Genomic DNA, 13,749 nt, shown 5'->3' with positions numbered 1-13,749 from the left:
CCCTGCCGCGAGTCTTCAGCCGCGCCGCACCGCCTGCCAGGCGCATCGCTTGCGCACCGCTCCCCGGAGCCACCGCCGGACCGGTCAGGAGTGGACGAACGGCGCCGCTTGTGGAGGGGATGTGAAGCCCCACGGGCTCTTCCGTGGAGGATCGCCCCCTGGGGGACTGGGCTCCGAAGCTCCGGGCATGCGAGCCGCCGACGCACCCACGGAAGGAATGGCCATGGCAGTGATGAGTGAAGGGTCGACCCTCGCGCCCGGAGCGACCGCCGAAGGCGCGAGCTCCGCGGGCACCCCGGCACCGGCCCCGGCGCCGGTCCAGCGCGTGGTCGACGACCCCTCGGCAGTGGCCCCGGCCGACGCCAAGGTCCTCTCCTCGGCCCTGTTCGCCCGGCTGCAGACCCTCGAGGAGGGCACCGCCGAGTACTCCTACGTCCGCGGCACCCTGGTCGAGCTGAACCTCTCCCTCGTCCGGTACGTCGCCCGGCGGTTCCGGCAGAGCGGCGAACCGATGGACGACATCGTCCAGGTCGGCACCGTCGGCCTGATCAAGGCGATCGACCGGTTCGACCCGGAGCGCGGCGTGGAGTTCGTGACCCTGGCGGTCCCGACGATCGTCGGCGAGATCAAGCGGTTCTTCCGGGACGCCACCTGGGCCGTCCACGTCCCCCGCCGCCTCCAGGAACTGCGGCTCGCCCTGGCCAAGGCCGGCGACCTGCTGGAGCAGTCCCTCGGCCGCCCCGCCACCGTCGCCGAACTCGCCGCCCACCTGGAGATCACCGAGGACGAGGTGGTCGAGGGCATGATCGCGCGCAACGCCCACACCGCGGGCTCCCTCGACCTCGGCAGCGACGACGAGGACGGCGACGGCTCGCTGCTGCGGCGCCTCGGCCGGCACGACCCCGGACTCGAGAAGGTCGAGAACCTGGAGGCGCTCAAGCCGCTGGTCGCCGCACTCGCCGAGCGGGACCGGGCGATCCTCCACATGCGGTTCGTCGAGGAGTTCACCCAGGCCGAGATCGGGGCCCGCCTCGGCGTCTCCCAGATGCAGGTCTCGCGACTGCTGGCGCGGATCCTCAACCGCCTCCGCGAGGGCATGATCGTCGGGTGAGGGCCCTGCCCCGGGGGCGCGGGTAGCCGTGCGGATCAGGGTGAGCCGGATTCGCCAGGAGCACCACTCCCGAATTGCGCAGCACCCCCGCGCCCCTGAGGTGCCGCCCCTGACGGGCCCCGGTCCGGTCAGACGATGCGGCGGAGGAATTCCTCGGGGGTGTGCGGCCAGTCGACGAAGGCGGACTCGCAGCCCGCGGGAACGGCACGGTAGGTGCGGTCCAGGAAGGCGCCGAGTTCCGCCGTGCCGAGCCGGACGTCCGCGCCGCCGCCCGGGCAGCGCCACTCCAGCAGCACCCCGCCGTCCTCGTCCGGCCGCACCCGCAGGTCGCCCGCCCCGGCGCAGCCGTACCGGCCCTCGGCCAGCAGGTCGCGGCCGACCGTCCACCGCGGGCCGTCCTCGACCGCGCCGCCGTCCTCGACGACCAGCGTCTCCGTCAGCCGGGCCGGCCCGGGGAAGCACAGCGCGACGGCGTACGGGTCGTCGGTGCGGTACCGCAGCACCACGCGCACCCGCCGTGGCCGGGTCCCGCATATCCGCGCGGTCGTGTGCCGTTCGATCGTCTCCACCATGCTGCGTCCCTCCGCTCCTGCGTGACCCGGGCCGGTGCCCGCCGGAGGGCGCTTGCCCCGCCGCCGGGCGTCCATGCGGGGCGGGAACGGCGGATCCCGGCCGATTCCGCCGCAGCCCCGGCGAACTCCTCGACGGTCCGTCACCAGGGCTGCTGCGGAAGGGGGTTTGGTCGCGCCGGGAGCGGTGAGGCGGTACCGCCGAAGCCCGTCCGGACGCCACCTCGGGCCCGGACCCCACCGGAAGGAGAGCCCATGTCCACCGTGGCCGTCCTCCTCGTGGTCCTGCTCTGCGCCGCCGCGGCGGCCGCGGCGCCGTTCGTCCTGCAGCGCGTGCGCACGCGCCGGCTGCGGACGCGGTTCGGACCCGAGTACGAACGTGCGCTGCGCAGCCACGGCGGCGACGTCCGCCGTACCGACCGCGAACTCGCCGACCGGCTCGCGCTCCGCCGCGGCCTGCGGCTGACCGGCCTCCCCGAGGCCGACCGCGAGCGGTTCACGACCTCGATCAGGGGAATCCAGGTGCTCTTCGTCGAGGACCCGCCGCGGGCGGCCGCCGAGGCGGAGCGGACGCTGCAGTCCCTGCTGGACCGGGTCGGCTACCCGGCCTCCGGGCGGATCGAGGCGCTGTCCGTCGACCACGCGCGGCGCCTGGCGGCGTACCGCACGGCCCGGGAGACCCTCGGCCGCGCCGACGGCGCCGGCGCCGACACCGAGGAGCTGCGGACCGCGCTGCTGGCGATCCGCGGCCTCACCCTGGAGGTCCTCGGCCGCGAGCACCCGGCCCCCGCCGAACGGCCCGCCGCACCCCGGCCTGCCCCGGCGAAGACGCTCGGCACCGGGACGCCGGACGCCGAGCGGCCGGCACCCGCGACCGGCGCGTCGGCCCCGGCGAAGGCGTTCGGCCGACGTGCCGTCAACTCCTGACCGGCCCGCCCCGCCCGTCCGTCCCCCACCGGTCCGTCCGGCCGCCGCCGTGCCGGGCCGCACCCGGCGGGCGGGCGGGTGACCCGATCCACCCACCACCCCTGCGAGGAACGACATGACCGAGGACCGATCGCACGACACCGAGCACCACCGTCCGGACGCGCCCGCGCCCGCCCGGCGGGTGCCGTTCCCCCACCAGCCCGACGCCTCGTCACCGCGGGCGGACGTCGCCGGGGCGGACCTGCCCGATCCGCCGCAGACCGGCGACGGGTTCGGCGGCTGGCTCGACCGGCAGCAGGTGGCAACGGTCTCCGCCGAGTGGGAGGCCGTGCAGGCGGGCTTCGTCGACGACCCGGCGGACGCCGTGCGGCGCGCCGACGAACTCGTCGCCCGGGCGGCCGACCTGGTCACCGAGGCCGTCCGCCGGCGCCGCGAGGACCTGCACACCGAGCCGGGCACCCCGGCGGGGCCGGACGCCGGGACGGAGCGGCTGCGGCTCGCCCTGCGCGACTACCGCGGCGTCCTGGACCGCCTGCTGGCCTCCTGACCCCGACCGTCCCGGCCCCCGCGGGCCGGCCGAACCCGCAGCCACAGACACCTACGGAGGACCATGTCCGTGTGGACCGCCCTGAGGCCCGCCGCGGTCGCCGCGGCCGCACTGCTCGCGATCCTGCTGCTGGACCGGGTGGTGCTGGCGGTGGCGAGACGTCCGGCGGCGGGCCCCCACCGCCACGTGATGCTGCCGTGCCGGGTGCCCGGACTGCTGACCCTGGGCGCCCTGCTGCTGCTCGCGGCCGAACCGGCCGCGGGCCTCCCGGAGGCCGTCCGCGGGCCGCTGCGGCACGGCCTGGTGCTGCTCGCCCTGGCGGCCGGCGCGTGGCTGCTGGCCCGCGTCGTCGCCCTGCTGATCGACACCTCGCTCGCCCGGTACGCCACCGAGCGGCGCGACCCGGCGCGGATACGGCGGGTCCGCACCCAGACCGGCATGCTGCGCCGGCTGACCAGCGCCGGCATCGCGGTGCTCGCCCTGGCGGCGGCGCTGATGACCTTCCCGGCCGTCCGCTCGGTCGGCGCCAGCCTGCTCGCCTCCGCCGGCATCCTCGGCCTGGTGGTCGGCGTGGCGGCGCAGAACACGCTGGCCAACCTGTTCGCCGGGGTGCAGCTGGCGTTCGGCGACATGGTGCGGCTCGGCGACGAGGTCGTCGTCGCCGGCGACTGGGGGACGGTCGAGGAGATCACCCTCACCTGCGTGGTCATCGCCACCTGGGACGAGCGGCGGATCGTCATGCCGGTGTCCTACTTCGTCGGCCGGCCCTTCGAGAACTGGTCGCGCCGGGACCCGGCGATCACCGGGACGGCACTGCTCCACCTCGACCACCGCACGCCGGTGCCGGAGCTGCGCGCCGAGTTCGAGCGGCTGCTCAAGGAGAGCGAGTGGTGGGACGGCCGGGGCGCCGCCCTGCAGGTCGTCGACACCACGCCGACCACCATCGTGGTGCGCGCCCTGATGACCGCCCGCAGCGCCGCCGACGCCTTCGAACTCCGCTGCTGGGTCAGGGAACGGCTGATCGGCCACCTGCGCGAGCAGTACCCGGAGGCACTGCCGCGGGTGGCCGTCGACCCCGCGCGCGGCTGACCGCGGCGGGGCCCGCTCCTACTGCGGCTGCCGGGCGGCCTGCGCCTCGGTGAACTCCTTGAAACCGGCCAGGCCGTCCAGCACCCGGCGGTGGGCGAAGCCGAGCGCGGCCGCCAGGCGGTCCGCCAGCCGGGCCGGCCGGACGTCCAGTTGCAGCATCACCGTGGTCCGTCGGCCGTCCACCCGGTGGAAGGTCACCACACCGCTCTGCCGCAGGTCGCCCGTGACGGACGCCCAGGCGATCCGCTCGTCCTCGATCCGCTCGGTCACCCGGGCGTCGAACTCCCGTATCGCGCCGCCGGTGCGGACCGTCCAGCGGGTGAGTCCGGAACCGGCCCGTTCGACCCGGAGCACGCCCCGGAAGAACAGCGGGAAGTCCTCGACCCTCGCCCACTGCCGGTACGCCACCGGCACCGGCACCTCCACCCGGACGGACTGCTCGACCCGTGCCATCGCTCGCCACCTCCGCATCGCGCCCGCGGTCACCGTCCGGTGACCGCCCGTCAGACCGTCTGTCCCCGCCGCGCCCGGACATGCCCCCTCCGGCAGCGAATTGCGACCGGCCCCGGGTGACGGCGGCGAGCGGGGGTAGACGCGCCCCGGCCCGCCGCCCCGGCGGACCGCGGCAGCGACGACGGAGGAGAACCCATGGGCATCGGCGGATGCATCATCCTGTTCGCGATCGGGGCGATTCTCGCCTTCGCGGTGGACTGGCACCTCTCGGGTGTCGACCTCGACACCGTCGGCTGGGTGCTGATGGCGGCCGGCCTGCTCGGCGTCGTCGTGTACGCGAGCGCGCTGCGCCGGCGCCGGCCGCTCGGCCGCCCCGTCGACGAGGTCGTCGAGGAACGCCGCTACTACGAGGGGCCGTGACGCGCCCCGGGGAGGACCACCGATGGACACCGAGGACCGCCGCGGACGGCGGTACACCGGAAGCTGGGCCTGGCAGCGCCGAGCGGCCTGCCGGGGCAAGGACGCCGCACTGTTCTTCCACCCGGCCGGCGAGCGCGGCGAGCGCGGCCAGGAGCGGGAGGACGCGGCCAAGCGGGTCTGCACCCGCTGCCCGGTGCGCGGCCAGTGCCTGGAGTACGCGCTGGCCGCCGACGAGCGGTACGGCATCTGGGGCGGGCTGACCGAGGACGAGCGCCGCGTCCTGTCGGCCCGGGCCCGGCGCCGCGGCCGCCCGGCCACCGCCGGGCCGCCCCGCCGGAACTGAGCCGCCCCCGGTACGGCGAATCCGGGGGGAATGGAGCCGCCGGAAGGGGGCAGACGACCCCCGTCGCCGGACGGACCGGCCCCAGCAGGGGGCGGCGGCCGGGGACGCGAGAGACGGACGAAGGGAGAGGTTCGGCGATGACGATCCTCTGGGCACTGGTCGCCGGCCTGGTGGTCGGCCTGCTGGCGAGACTGGTCCTGCCGGGCCGTCAGCCCGTACCGCTGTGGCTGACGGTGCTGCTCGGCGCGATCGGCGCGGTCCTGGGCAACGCACTGGCCTCGTACCTGGGCGTGCGGCACACCGGCGGCATCGACTGGATGCGGCACCTGCTGCAGGTGGGCGTCGCCGCCGTGCTGATCGCGGCGGCCTCCCCGGTGTACGCCGGGCGCCGGCGCTGAACACCGGCTCCGGCAGGCCGACACCGACCGACACCGACGAGCGAAGGAGAAGACGATGAGCGAACAGCTGTGGAACCACCACCCCGACAACGGCGACCTCGCGGACCGGGACATCATCGGCTACACGGTGCAGGCCACCGATGGGAAGATCGGCAAGGTCGACCGGCACTCCGCCGAGGTCGACGCGGCCTACCTGGTCGTGGACACCGGCCCGTGGATCTTCGGCCGGCAGGTGCTGCTGCCGGCGGGCACCGTCCTGCGGATCGACCACGAGGAGCGGACCGTCCTGGTCGGCCGGTCGAAGGACGAGATCAAGGGCGCGCCGGAGTTCGTGAGCGAGCACGAGGTGCCCGCCGACTACCTGAACTCCCTCGGCACCTACTACCGCCCGATGATCTGACCGTTCGTCGGGGACCGGCGACGGAGCGGGGGATCCCCCGGATTCCGCCCGGCCGGCACCGGGTACGGTGCCAGAAGCGGACGGCCGGGACGGGCCGACCGGCAGGGAAGACGTGACGATACGGCGGCCGCACCGCGGACGGCCGCCGGCGGAGGGCACAGGACATGGGCAGCGGTGAACTGGGTACGGGGCCGGCGACCGGCCGGGCCGAGGGAGCCGGGGCGCCGCTGCGCACCGCCTCCGGTCCGGACGGGGCGCTGGTCTGCTCCCTGACCGGGGACCTCGACCTGGACGGCCTCGCCGAGGTCGAGGAGCCGCTGCGCGGGCTGCTGGCGGCCACCGCGCCCGGGGTGCTCTGCCTCGACCTCTCCGCGGTGGGGTTCTGCGACTCGACGGGCCTCAACCTCCTGCTTCGGCTGCGGCTGGACGCCGAGGAGTCGGGGGTCTCGCTCGTCCTGGCGCAGCCCGGCCCGCAGCTGAGCCGGCTGTTCGAGCTGACCGGCACCGGCGCGGTGTTCCGGGTCTTCGAGACGGTGGGGGAGGCGTGCGCAGCCGGGTGAGGCCGGTCCCCGGCCGCCCCGGCGGCCGGGCCGCGGCCGGGGGCGTCGCAGGGAAGTGCCGGAAATCCATCAGGGTGAGGACATGAGCAGCAGTTCGCACACCGCCGACGGGCCCGTGCTGGGCCAGCGCCGCCGGTACGCCTTCGGGCCCGCCGGACAGGTCCGGACGGGCCGGGAGTTCGCCGCCAAGGTGCTCCTGGACTGGGGCCTGGCCTGCGACGGGCTGCTGGACGAGGACGTCCGGCTGATCGTGTCGGAGCTGGTCTCCAACGCCTGCCTGCACGCTGGCGGCCCGAGCGAGCTGGTGCTCGTCCTGTCGGACCGCTCGGTGCGGATCGAGGTGCTGGACGCCGGGGACGGGGTGCCCGAGCCGCGCAGCCCGCACCGCTCCTCCCGCCCCGGCGGGCACGGCCTGCACATCGTCGGCCGGCTGAGCACCGCCTGGGGCGTGCTGCGGGCCCCGGGCGTCAAGGCGGTCTGGGCCGAGGTGGCGCTGCCCGGGAGCCCGTGAGACGGCCGCCGGCACCACCGTTCGCGGGCGCATGACCGGGCCGATCGCGGGCAGACGGGCGCCGACCGCTTCGGACCTCCCAGGGAGTCGACCGTGATCATTGCGCAGGCCGGTGCAGCCTCCGTCCCAGCCCCCGTCCCCGGCGTCGTGCCGCTCGTCCTGCGGTACGACTCCGACGACCCGTTCGCGGTGGTGCTGGACTTCCCCGACCCGCCGGCCGGCGGACGGATGTCCGGCGGCGAACCGATCAGCTGGTACGTCTCCCGGGAGCTGCTCACCGCCGGCCTCGCCGGACCCGTCGGGGACGGCGACTTCCGGCTGGTGCCGGTGGACGGCGGCCTCACCCAGCTGGAGTTCCACAACCGGCACGGCGTCGCCCTCGTCCAGGTCGCCACCGACGAACTGCGCGGCTTCCTCGCCGACACCGCCGAGGTGGTGCGGCCCGGCGACGAGCACCGGCAGGTGAGCTGGCCGGACACCGTCGAGGCGTTCCTGCGCGCGACGGAGTGACCACGGCGGGTCCGGAGCACGCCGTGCATGGAACGGCGGGAACGGGGCAGACGCCGTCCGTGACCGCCGGTGGAACGCCCGCCGGCCCCGAAGGGAGTGGTCATGAGCGGCAAGAACAAGGTCGAGAACATGGCCCAGAAGGCCAAGGGCAAGGCGACGGAGACGGCCGGCAAGGCCGTCGGCAACGAGCGCATGACCGCGAAGGGCAAGATCGACCAGGCCGCCGCCGACGCCAAGCAGGCGGGCGAGAAGGCCAAGGACGCGCTCAAGCACTGACCCGTCCGGCCTCGGGCCAGGGGCGGGGGCGCCGCACACCGGCGCCCCCGCTCACCAGTGCCCCGACCCGGCCCCGCCCTTGAACGGCCCGCGGACGGCCGAGGTGATCCAGCCCCCGTAGAAGCCGCCCTCCTGCGGCAGGACCACCTCTCCGTCGACCGTGCAGCGGTCCACCCGCGCCGGGTAGAACGCCAGGTGGTCGCGGATCGCCCCGTAGCCGGGCGAGGGCTCGGGGTAGCTCCAGGCGGCGTTCTCGCTGCGCACCCCGTCGACGACGAGGTCCCAGTAGACGGCCGCACCCTTCCACTCGCACCAGCTGCGCAGCCGGGTCGGCACCAGCACCCCGGGCGCCACCGCCGCCGGCGGCAGGTAGAACACCGGCGGGTGGCTGGTCTCCAGCACCCGCAGCGCGTCCCCGGTGTCGGCCACCAGCAGGCCGTGGAACTCCACGGTCACCCGGCGCCCGGCCCGTTCCACCCGCGGCGGACGCGGGTAGTCCCACACCGACTCCGTACCGTCCTCGCCGGCCATCGCCGCCTCCTCGTTCCGGCGCGCCGGAGCGCGCGGGAAGGGTTCGGAGCCGGTCCCGGAGCGGATGGGCGGCCCGCCGTCACCGGCGGCCCTGCGGTTGCCGGCCGGTACCGGCGGGCAGGCTCCGGACGACGGGAGGTGTTCCGGATGTCCGGTACCCGTGCGGCCGAGGGGCCGAGGATACCCGCCGAGGGCCTGTTCGGCCCGGCGTCCGTCACCTGGCGGGTGCACGCCGACCCGGCGATGCTGCTGGGCGGCCTGCGGGCGCTGCTGCTGCAGGCGCTGCACCCGCTGGCGATGGCCGGGGTCTCCCAGCACTCCGCCTTCCGCGAGGACCCGTGGGGCAGGCTCGACCGCACCGCGGCCTTCATCGGCGCGGTGACCTACGGCACCGGCGAGGAGGCCCGCGAGGCCGTGGACCGGGTCCGCCGGGTGCACCGGCACGTCCGCGGCACCGACCCCGCCACCGGCCGGGCGTACCGGGCGGACGACCCGGCGCTGCTGGTCTGGGTGCACGCCTGCGAGGTGGGCTCCTTCCTCGACGTCGTCCGCCGCGCCGGACTCCCGCTGACCGCCGCCGAGGCGGACGCCTACCTCCGCGAGCAGAGCGCGGTCGCCCGGCTGGTCGGGGTGCCCGCCGGGACGGACGTGCCGGACTCCGCCACGGCGCTGCGCCGCTACTTCGCCGAGGTCCGGCCCGAGCTGTGCGTGACCCCGGCCGCCCGGGAGGCCGTCCGGTTCGCCTTCCTGCCGCCGTTGCACGGCAGTGCCCTGCTCGCCGTCCCGGCCTGGTCCGGGCTGGTCGGCCTGGCCTTCGCGATGCTGCCGGCCTGGGCGCGCCGGATGTACGGCCTGCCCGGCTGGTGGATCACCGACCGGACGGCCGGCCTGGAGGCGCGGGCGCTGCGGGCGGCCGCGTTCCGCCTGCCGCGCAGCTGGTGGGAGGGCCCGTACCTGGTGGCGGCCCGGGAGCGGCTCGGTCTGCCGGCGGAGGCTCTCGGCGCGAACCGGGCAGGCGTCTGACGGCCCGTCGGGCCGTGGCCGCACCGTGCGGAATGTGGAGTTCTCCTGAATGTCATGTGCCGGTCCTACTATATGACTCCATGTCATGTGCATCGACGTACCGCCGGCACGGCGCACGGGTGGGGAGCTGAGGATGGGACACTTCGGGCCACCGGCCGCCACGACCGACCTGCCCGGCCTGGACGACACCGATGTACGGGTCTTCCAGTGGGCCGCCCGGCACGGCGGGCTCGACCCGGCGGCCGCCGCCGACGAACTCGACCTCGACCCGGGCGAGGTCGAGGCCGCCGCCGCCGTCCTCACCCGGCTCCACCTGCTCCGCCCACTGCCCGGCCCCGACGGCGCCCGACCGCAGCTGATCGCCGTCCCGCCCGACCTCGCCGTGGCCAGCCTGGTCGCCCCCGCCGAGGCCGAACTGCGCCGACAACTCGCCGACGCCGAACGCGTCCGCGCCGAACTCGCCGCCCTCGGCCCGCTCTACGCCCGCAACGCCGGCCGGCCCACCGCCGGCGGCGCCCTCGACGAAGTGCTCGAACTCGCCGCCGTCATCGACATCATCGGCCGGCTCACCGAACAGTGCCGCACCGAGGTGCTCACCTGCCAGCCCGGCGGCCCGCGCGCCCCCCACCTGCTGGAACAGGCCTTCGCCCGCGACCTCGCGATGATCCGCCGCGGCGTCCGGATGCGCACCCTCTACCAACACACCTCCCGACGCCACGCCCCCACCCAGGAGTACGTCCGGCGGATCACCGGCGCCGGAGCCGAAGTACGCACCCTCACCGCCCTGTTCGGCCGGATGATCGCCTTCGACCGGGAGGTCGTGATCATCCCGCACCACGAGGCCTACGACGGCGCGGTGATCGTCCGCGACCCCTCCACCGTCGCCTACCTCTGCGCGGTCTTCGACCACTCCTGGACCCTCGCCGACCCCTACGCACCCTCCTGCGCCGGCGACTCCTCGCTCGGCGAGATCAAGGAGGCGATCGTCCGGCTGCTCGCCGAAGGCATGAAGGACGAGATGATCGCCCGCCGCCTCGGCATGTCGCTGCGCACCTGCCGCAAACACATCGCCGAGATCATGGACGCGCTCGGCGCCGCCAGCCGCTTCCAGGCGGGCTACCTCACCCGCGCCCCGCGACCCGAGTGAGACCGCCCCTGAATCGCCCACCCGGCCTAAGGCCGGTCTGGGCCGAGGAGGAGGGGCAGGGCGGCCAGTCGGCGGTGTTGGGGGCCGCCGCCCCACTGCAGTTGGTCGGGCGGCACTGCGGCCCGTAGTTCGGGCCGGTGGCTCAGCAGGGCCGCGAGCGCCGCGGTGAGTTGGAGCCGGGCCAGTGGTGCGCCCGGGCAGTAGTGCGGGCCGAGGCCGAAGCCGAGCTGGCGGGCCGCGGTCGGCCGGTCCAGCCGGAGGACGTCGGGGTCGGGGTGACGGCGCGGGTCGCGGTTGGCGGCGGCGACCGACAGCAGCACGCCGCTGCCGGCCGGCACCACCGTGCCGCCGATCGGCACGTCCGCCAGCGCGGTGCGGGTGGTGGCGAACGGGCCGGGGGTGTCCCAGCGCAGCAGCTCGTCGACGGCGGCGGGCAGCAGCGCCGGGTCGGCGGCCAGCCGGGCCAGCTCCGCCGGGTGGGCGAGCAGCGCCAGTACGGCCATCGCGAGCATCTGCACCGTGCTGTCGAAGCCCGCCAGCAGCAGCATCGCGAGCAGGTCGGCGAGTTCGTCCTCGGTGACGTCCGTCCGGAGCGACCAGGCGGCGACGATCCGGGAGAAGGCGTCCTCGCCGCCGGGCCGGGCGAGCCGCCCGGCCGTGCCCGTCCGGACGAAGGCGTCCAGCCGGCGCTGGGCGGCCGGCACGTCGCGGTGCGCGATCAGGTCGTCGACCACGGCCCGCAGCGGCCCCCGGTCGGCCTGCGCCACGCCGAACACCTCGCACAGCACCCGGAAGGCGAACGGCGCCGCGAAGTGCGCCAGGAGGTCGACCGGCCGGTCCGCGGCCAGCGCGGCGAGCTGCTCCCCGGCCGCCCGCTCCACCAGGGGGCGGTATGCCGCGATCCGGGCCGCCGAGAGCGCCGGGGCGGCGAGCCGGCGGATCCGGGTGTGGTCCGGCGGGTCGTAGTCGACCAGGGTCATGTCCAGGGCCCGGCGCGGCCGGCCCGTCACGGGCGGCGGGGTCCGGGCCAGCGAGAGCCGCGGATCGGTGAACGCCGCCCGGACGTCCTCCTCCCGGGTCACCACCCAGACGGCGCGGCCCGCCGGGGTGGTGACCCGGGCCACCGGGCAGGACTCGCGGAGCCCGGCCAGCACCGGGTGCGGGTCCGCGGTGAAGCGGCCGCCGAGCGGCGAGTGCGCGGTCATCGCCTTCCCCTTCCGTCCCGGCCCGCTCAGTGCGCGGCGAGCAGGTCGCGGACGGCCTCCAGGGCGCGCAGCCCGGCGGCCCGGCCGGCGTCGTCCAGGTCCCGCAGGACCCGGGCGGCCGCGGCCTGCCCGGCGTCGGCGGCCCGGCGCTCCAGCACCGCCGCGAGTGCGGTGGCGGCCTGCCGGGCGAACAGCGCCAGCAGGTCGAGTTCGCCGAGGCTGGCGCGGGCCTGCGGCGCCGGGTCGAGCACCTCCAGCACGCCCAGCACCCCGTCCGGGCCGAGCAGCGGCGCCGCCATCAGCGCGTTCGGCACGTACGCGGTCTTCTCGGCGAGGTCGCGGGCGAACCCGGCGCTCTGCGACAGGTCGTCGACCACCATCGGCTCGCCGGACCCGGCGACCCAGCCGGCGATGCCCCGTCCCGCCGGGAAGCGCATGCCCACCAGGAAGTCCTCGCCCTCCCCGGAGACCGCCTGGAAGACCAGTTCGTCGGCCTCCCGGTCGAGCAGGAAGATCGAGCTGGCGGCGGCGCCGAAGATGGCGCGGGCGGTGTCGACCACCGACTGCAGCAGGTCCCGGGCGACCGGGTCGGTCTCGGCGGCGCGGCAGGTTCCGTTCATCGGGCACCCCTGGTGGTGTTCTCGAGGCCGTTGCCGGCGCGGACGTTGGACGCTGCCTGGTACAGCGCGCTCTTGAGCTGGAAGACCGTCAGCTGCGGGTGCTTGGCGAGCACCCGGGCGGCCAGGCCGGCGAGGTACGGCGTGGCGAAGCTGTTGCCGGTGGTGCGGATCGTCGCGCCGCCCAGCCAGGGCACCGTGACGTTCTGCCCCGGCGCGAAGAACTCGACCGGCGGGGCCGGGTTGTAGAGGAGGAGCTCCGGGTCGTCCTCCTGGTGGCTGCCCACCGAGATCACCGAGGAGAACCGCCACGGGAAGCTCTCCACCGGGGTGTTGTGCGCCGAGGCGATGATCGCGGTGCGGTGGAAGTACGCCTCGTCGGCGAGCGCCCGCAACTCCTCGGTGAACCGCGTCCGGGTGGTCGACAGGCTCAGGTTGACCACGTCGAAGCGCTGCTCGACCGCCCAGCGCAGCCCGGCGAGCAGCACGTCCCCGCTGCCGGAGAACCGCTCGCCGAGCACCCGGACGCTGTACAGCTCGCAGTCCGGCGCGGTGCGGCGGACGATTCCGGCGCAGGCCGTGCCGTGCCCGCAGACGTCCCCGGTGTCGGTCGGCTCGACCCGGATCCCGTCCTCGTCCTTGAGCACCACGAACGAGCCGTCCACCGGCCCGACCATCGGGTGGTCGCGCTCGACGCCGCTGTCCACCACGCACACCCGCACCCCGCGGCCGGTCGACCCGCCCCACGCCCACTCGGGTGTCACCTCGGGGCCGTCGGCGGCGACCGGGATGTCCGCCGGACTGCGGCCGCGCAGGCTCCAGGTGAGCGCGGTGGGACTGGTCATCGCTGTTCCTCCTGTGTCGTTCCGGCCGCCGTGGTGCCGCCCGCCTCCGTTCGGGCCGCCGCGGTCCCTCCTGCCAGGGCGGCCACGGCGGCGGCCCTGCGCCGGCCCGCGGCGTGTCCCTTGGCGGCGTGCAGGGCGCCCGCCGCGGCGGCGGGCGTGCCACCGGTGGACGCCCCGGCGTTCAGGGCGAGCGGCACGGCCCCCAGGGCGAGGACGGCCGCCGCGCCGGCCGCGGCGAGGGCGAGCCTGCGGCGGGCGGCGGGGCGG

20 protein-coding genes and 1 pseudogene are annotated in these 13,749 nt (G+C 75.9%); 14 read left to right on the top strand and 7 right to left on the bottom strand.

The genetic code is table 11. The features are described from left to right. The first annotated feature begins 232 nt into the window (after positions 1-232). Positions 233-1,111 carry an RNA polymerase sigma factor SigF gene (locus ABD353_RS35585; protein WP_344627854.1) on the top strand — a complete coding sequence of 293 codons (879 nt, stop codon included), beginning with the start codon at positions 233-235 and terminating at the stop codon, positions 1,109-1,111. Between the two features lie 128 nt (positions 1,112-1,239). Here ABD353_RS35585 and ABD353_RS35580 read toward each other — a convergent pair whose 3' ends face one another. Continuing rightward, on the bottom strand, positions 1,240-1,683 hold the full coding sequence (locus ABD353_RS35580) for an SsgA family sporulation/cell division regulator (protein WP_344627848.1): 444 nt from the start codon (positions 1,681-1,683) through the stop codon (positions 1,240-1,242). Between the two features lie 252 nt (positions 1,684-1,935). Between ABD353_RS35580 and ABD353_RS35575 the strand changes: the two genes are divergently transcribed. The 3 genes from ABD353_RS35575 to ABD353_RS35565 all read left to right on the top strand — a co-directional run bounded on the left by ABD353_RS35575 (position 1,936) and on the right by ABD353_RS35565 (position 4,243). Further along, entirely contained in the window at positions 1,936-2,607 is a 672-nt protein-coding gene (locus ABD353_RS35575) for a hypothetical protein (protein ID WP_344627847.1), read from the top strand. 115 nt (positions 2,608-2,722) lie between these two features. Beyond that, positions 2,723-3,154: a hypothetical protein gene (locus tag ABD353_RS35570; RefSeq protein WP_344627846.1), complete on the top strand. Its 432-nt coding sequence runs from the start codon at positions 2,723-2,725 to the stop codon at positions 3,152-3,154. A 63-nt stretch (positions 3,155-3,217) separates the two neighbouring features. After that, positions 3,218-4,243 (top strand): mechanosensitive ion channel family protein, encoded by a 1,026-nt coding sequence (locus tag ABD353_RS35565; RefSeq protein WP_344627845.1) that lies wholly within the window; start codon positions 3,218-3,220, stop codon positions 4,241-4,243. 18 nt (positions 4,244-4,261) lie between these two features. Here ABD353_RS35565 and ABD353_RS35560 read toward each other — a convergent pair whose 3' ends face one another. After that, a complete protein-coding gene (locus ABD353_RS35560) occupies positions 4,262-4,696 on the bottom strand; it encodes an SRPBCC family protein (RefSeq protein ID WP_344627844.1) in 435 nt (144 codons plus the stop codon). 195 nt (positions 4,697-4,891) lie between these two features. Here ABD353_RS35560 and ABD353_RS35555 point away from each other — a divergent pair, with 195 nt between their 5' ends. The 8 genes from ABD353_RS35555 (at position 4,892) to ABD353_RS35520 (ending at position 8,114) form a co-directional block, all read left to right on the top strand. Continuing rightward, positions 4,892-5,116, top strand: a complete 225-nt coding sequence (locus ABD353_RS35555) for a DUF6458 family protein (protein ID WP_030275090.1) — start codon at positions 4,892-4,894, stop codon at positions 5,114-5,116. Between the two features lie 22 nt (positions 5,117-5,138). After that, positions 5,139-5,459, top strand: coding sequence for a WhiB family transcriptional regulator (locus ABD353_RS35550; RefSeq protein WP_344627843.1), 321 nt, complete (start codon positions 5,139-5,141; stop codon positions 5,457-5,459). A 137-nt stretch (positions 5,460-5,596) separates the two neighbouring features. Continuing rightward, positions 5,597-5,857 carry a GlsB/YeaQ/YmgE family stress response membrane protein gene (locus tag ABD353_RS35545; RefSeq protein WP_344627842.1) on the top strand — a complete coding sequence of 87 codons (261 nt, stop codon included), beginning with the start codon at positions 5,597-5,599 and terminating at the stop codon, positions 5,855-5,857. A 55-nt stretch (positions 5,858-5,912) separates the two neighbouring features. Beyond that, positions 5,913-6,257: a PRC-barrel domain-containing protein gene (locus ABD353_RS35540; RefSeq protein WP_344627841.1), complete on the top strand. Its 345-nt coding sequence runs from the start codon at positions 5,913-5,915 to the stop codon at positions 6,255-6,257. A gap of 164 nt (positions 6,258-6,421) precedes the next feature. After that, the gene (locus ABD353_RS35535; protein WP_344627840.1) at positions 6,422-6,817 is read left to right on the top strand and encodes an STAS domain-containing protein; all 396 of its coding nucleotides are present in this window, start codon (positions 6,422-6,424) and stop codon (positions 6,815-6,817) included. An 82-nt stretch (positions 6,818-6,899) separates the two neighbouring features. Further along, entirely contained in the window at positions 6,900-7,328 is a 429-nt protein-coding gene (locus ABD353_RS35530) for an ATP-binding protein (RefSeq protein ID WP_344627839.1), read from the top strand. A gap of 93 nt (positions 7,329-7,421) precedes the next feature. Next, positions 7,422-7,838, top strand: a complete 417-nt coding sequence (locus ABD353_RS35525) for an SsgA family sporulation/cell division regulator (protein WP_344627838.1) — start codon at positions 7,422-7,424, stop codon at positions 7,836-7,838. A gap of 102 nt (positions 7,839-7,940) precedes the next feature. Next, a complete protein-coding gene (locus ABD353_RS35520; protein ID WP_030275074.1) occupies positions 7,941-8,114 on the top strand; it encodes a CsbD family protein in 174 nt (57 codons plus the stop codon). Positions 8,115-8,165: 51 nt separating this feature from the next. On the opposite strand, the gene ABD353_RS35515 is transcribed toward ABD353_RS35520, so the two are convergent. After that, positions 8,166-8,645 carry a DUF427 domain-containing protein gene (locus ABD353_RS35515; protein WP_344627837.1) on the bottom strand — a complete coding sequence of 160 codons (480 nt, stop codon included), beginning with the start codon at positions 8,643-8,645 and terminating at the stop codon, positions 8,166-8,168. A 147-nt stretch (positions 8,646-8,792) separates the two neighbouring features. On the opposite strand from ABD353_RS35515, the gene ABD353_RS35510 reads away from it, so the two are divergent. Together ABD353_RS35510 and ABD353_RS35505 are read left to right on the top strand one after the other, a co-directional pair. Then, a complete protein-coding gene (locus tag ABD353_RS35510; RefSeq protein WP_344627836.1) occupies positions 8,793-9,668 on the top strand; it encodes an oxygenase MpaB family protein in 876 nt (291 codons plus the stop codon). A gap of 133 nt (positions 9,669-9,801) precedes the next feature. Then, a complete protein-coding gene (locus ABD353_RS35505; RefSeq protein WP_344627835.1) occupies positions 9,802-10,815 on the top strand; it encodes a LuxR C-terminal-related transcriptional regulator in 1,014 nt (337 codons plus the stop codon). A gap of 26 nt (positions 10,816-10,841) precedes the next feature. Here ABD353_RS35505 and ABD353_RS35500 read toward each other — a convergent pair whose 3' ends face one another. The 4 genes and pseudogenes from ABD353_RS35500 to ABD353_RS35485 all read right to left on the bottom strand — a co-directional run. Then, positions 10,842-12,020 carry a cytochrome P450 gene (locus ABD353_RS35500; protein ID WP_344627834.1) on the bottom strand — a complete coding sequence of 393 codons (1,179 nt, stop codon included), beginning with the start codon at positions 12,018-12,020 and terminating at the stop codon, positions 10,842-10,844. 26 nt (positions 12,021-12,046) lie between these two features. After that, positions 12,047-12,640, bottom strand: a complete 594-nt coding sequence (locus ABD353_RS35495; protein ID WP_344627833.1) for a GAF domain-containing protein — start codon at positions 12,638-12,640, stop codon at positions 12,047-12,049. After that, positions 12,637-13,482, bottom strand: coding sequence for a S8 family peptidase (locus tag ABD353_RS35490; protein ID WP_344627832.1), 846 nt, complete (start codon positions 13,480-13,482; stop codon positions 12,637-12,639). The genes ABD353_RS35495 and ABD353_RS35490 overlap by 4 nt, the downstream gene beginning before the upstream one ends. Next, positions 13,479-13,749: pseudogene (locus tag ABD353_RS35485) on the bottom strand (hypothetical protein); the annotation flags it as partial. The pseudogene ABD353_RS35485 and the gene ABD353_RS35490, both read right to left, overlap by 4 nt.

The organism is Kitasatospora arboriphila (assembly GCF_039528095.1).
Taxonomy (GTDB): Bacteria; Actinomycetota; Actinomycetes; order Streptomycetales; family Streptomycetaceae; genus Kitasatospora; species Kitasatospora arboriphila.
Note: the sequence above shows the minus strand (reverse complement) of the source record. Positions and strands in the feature narration are given on the sequence as shown.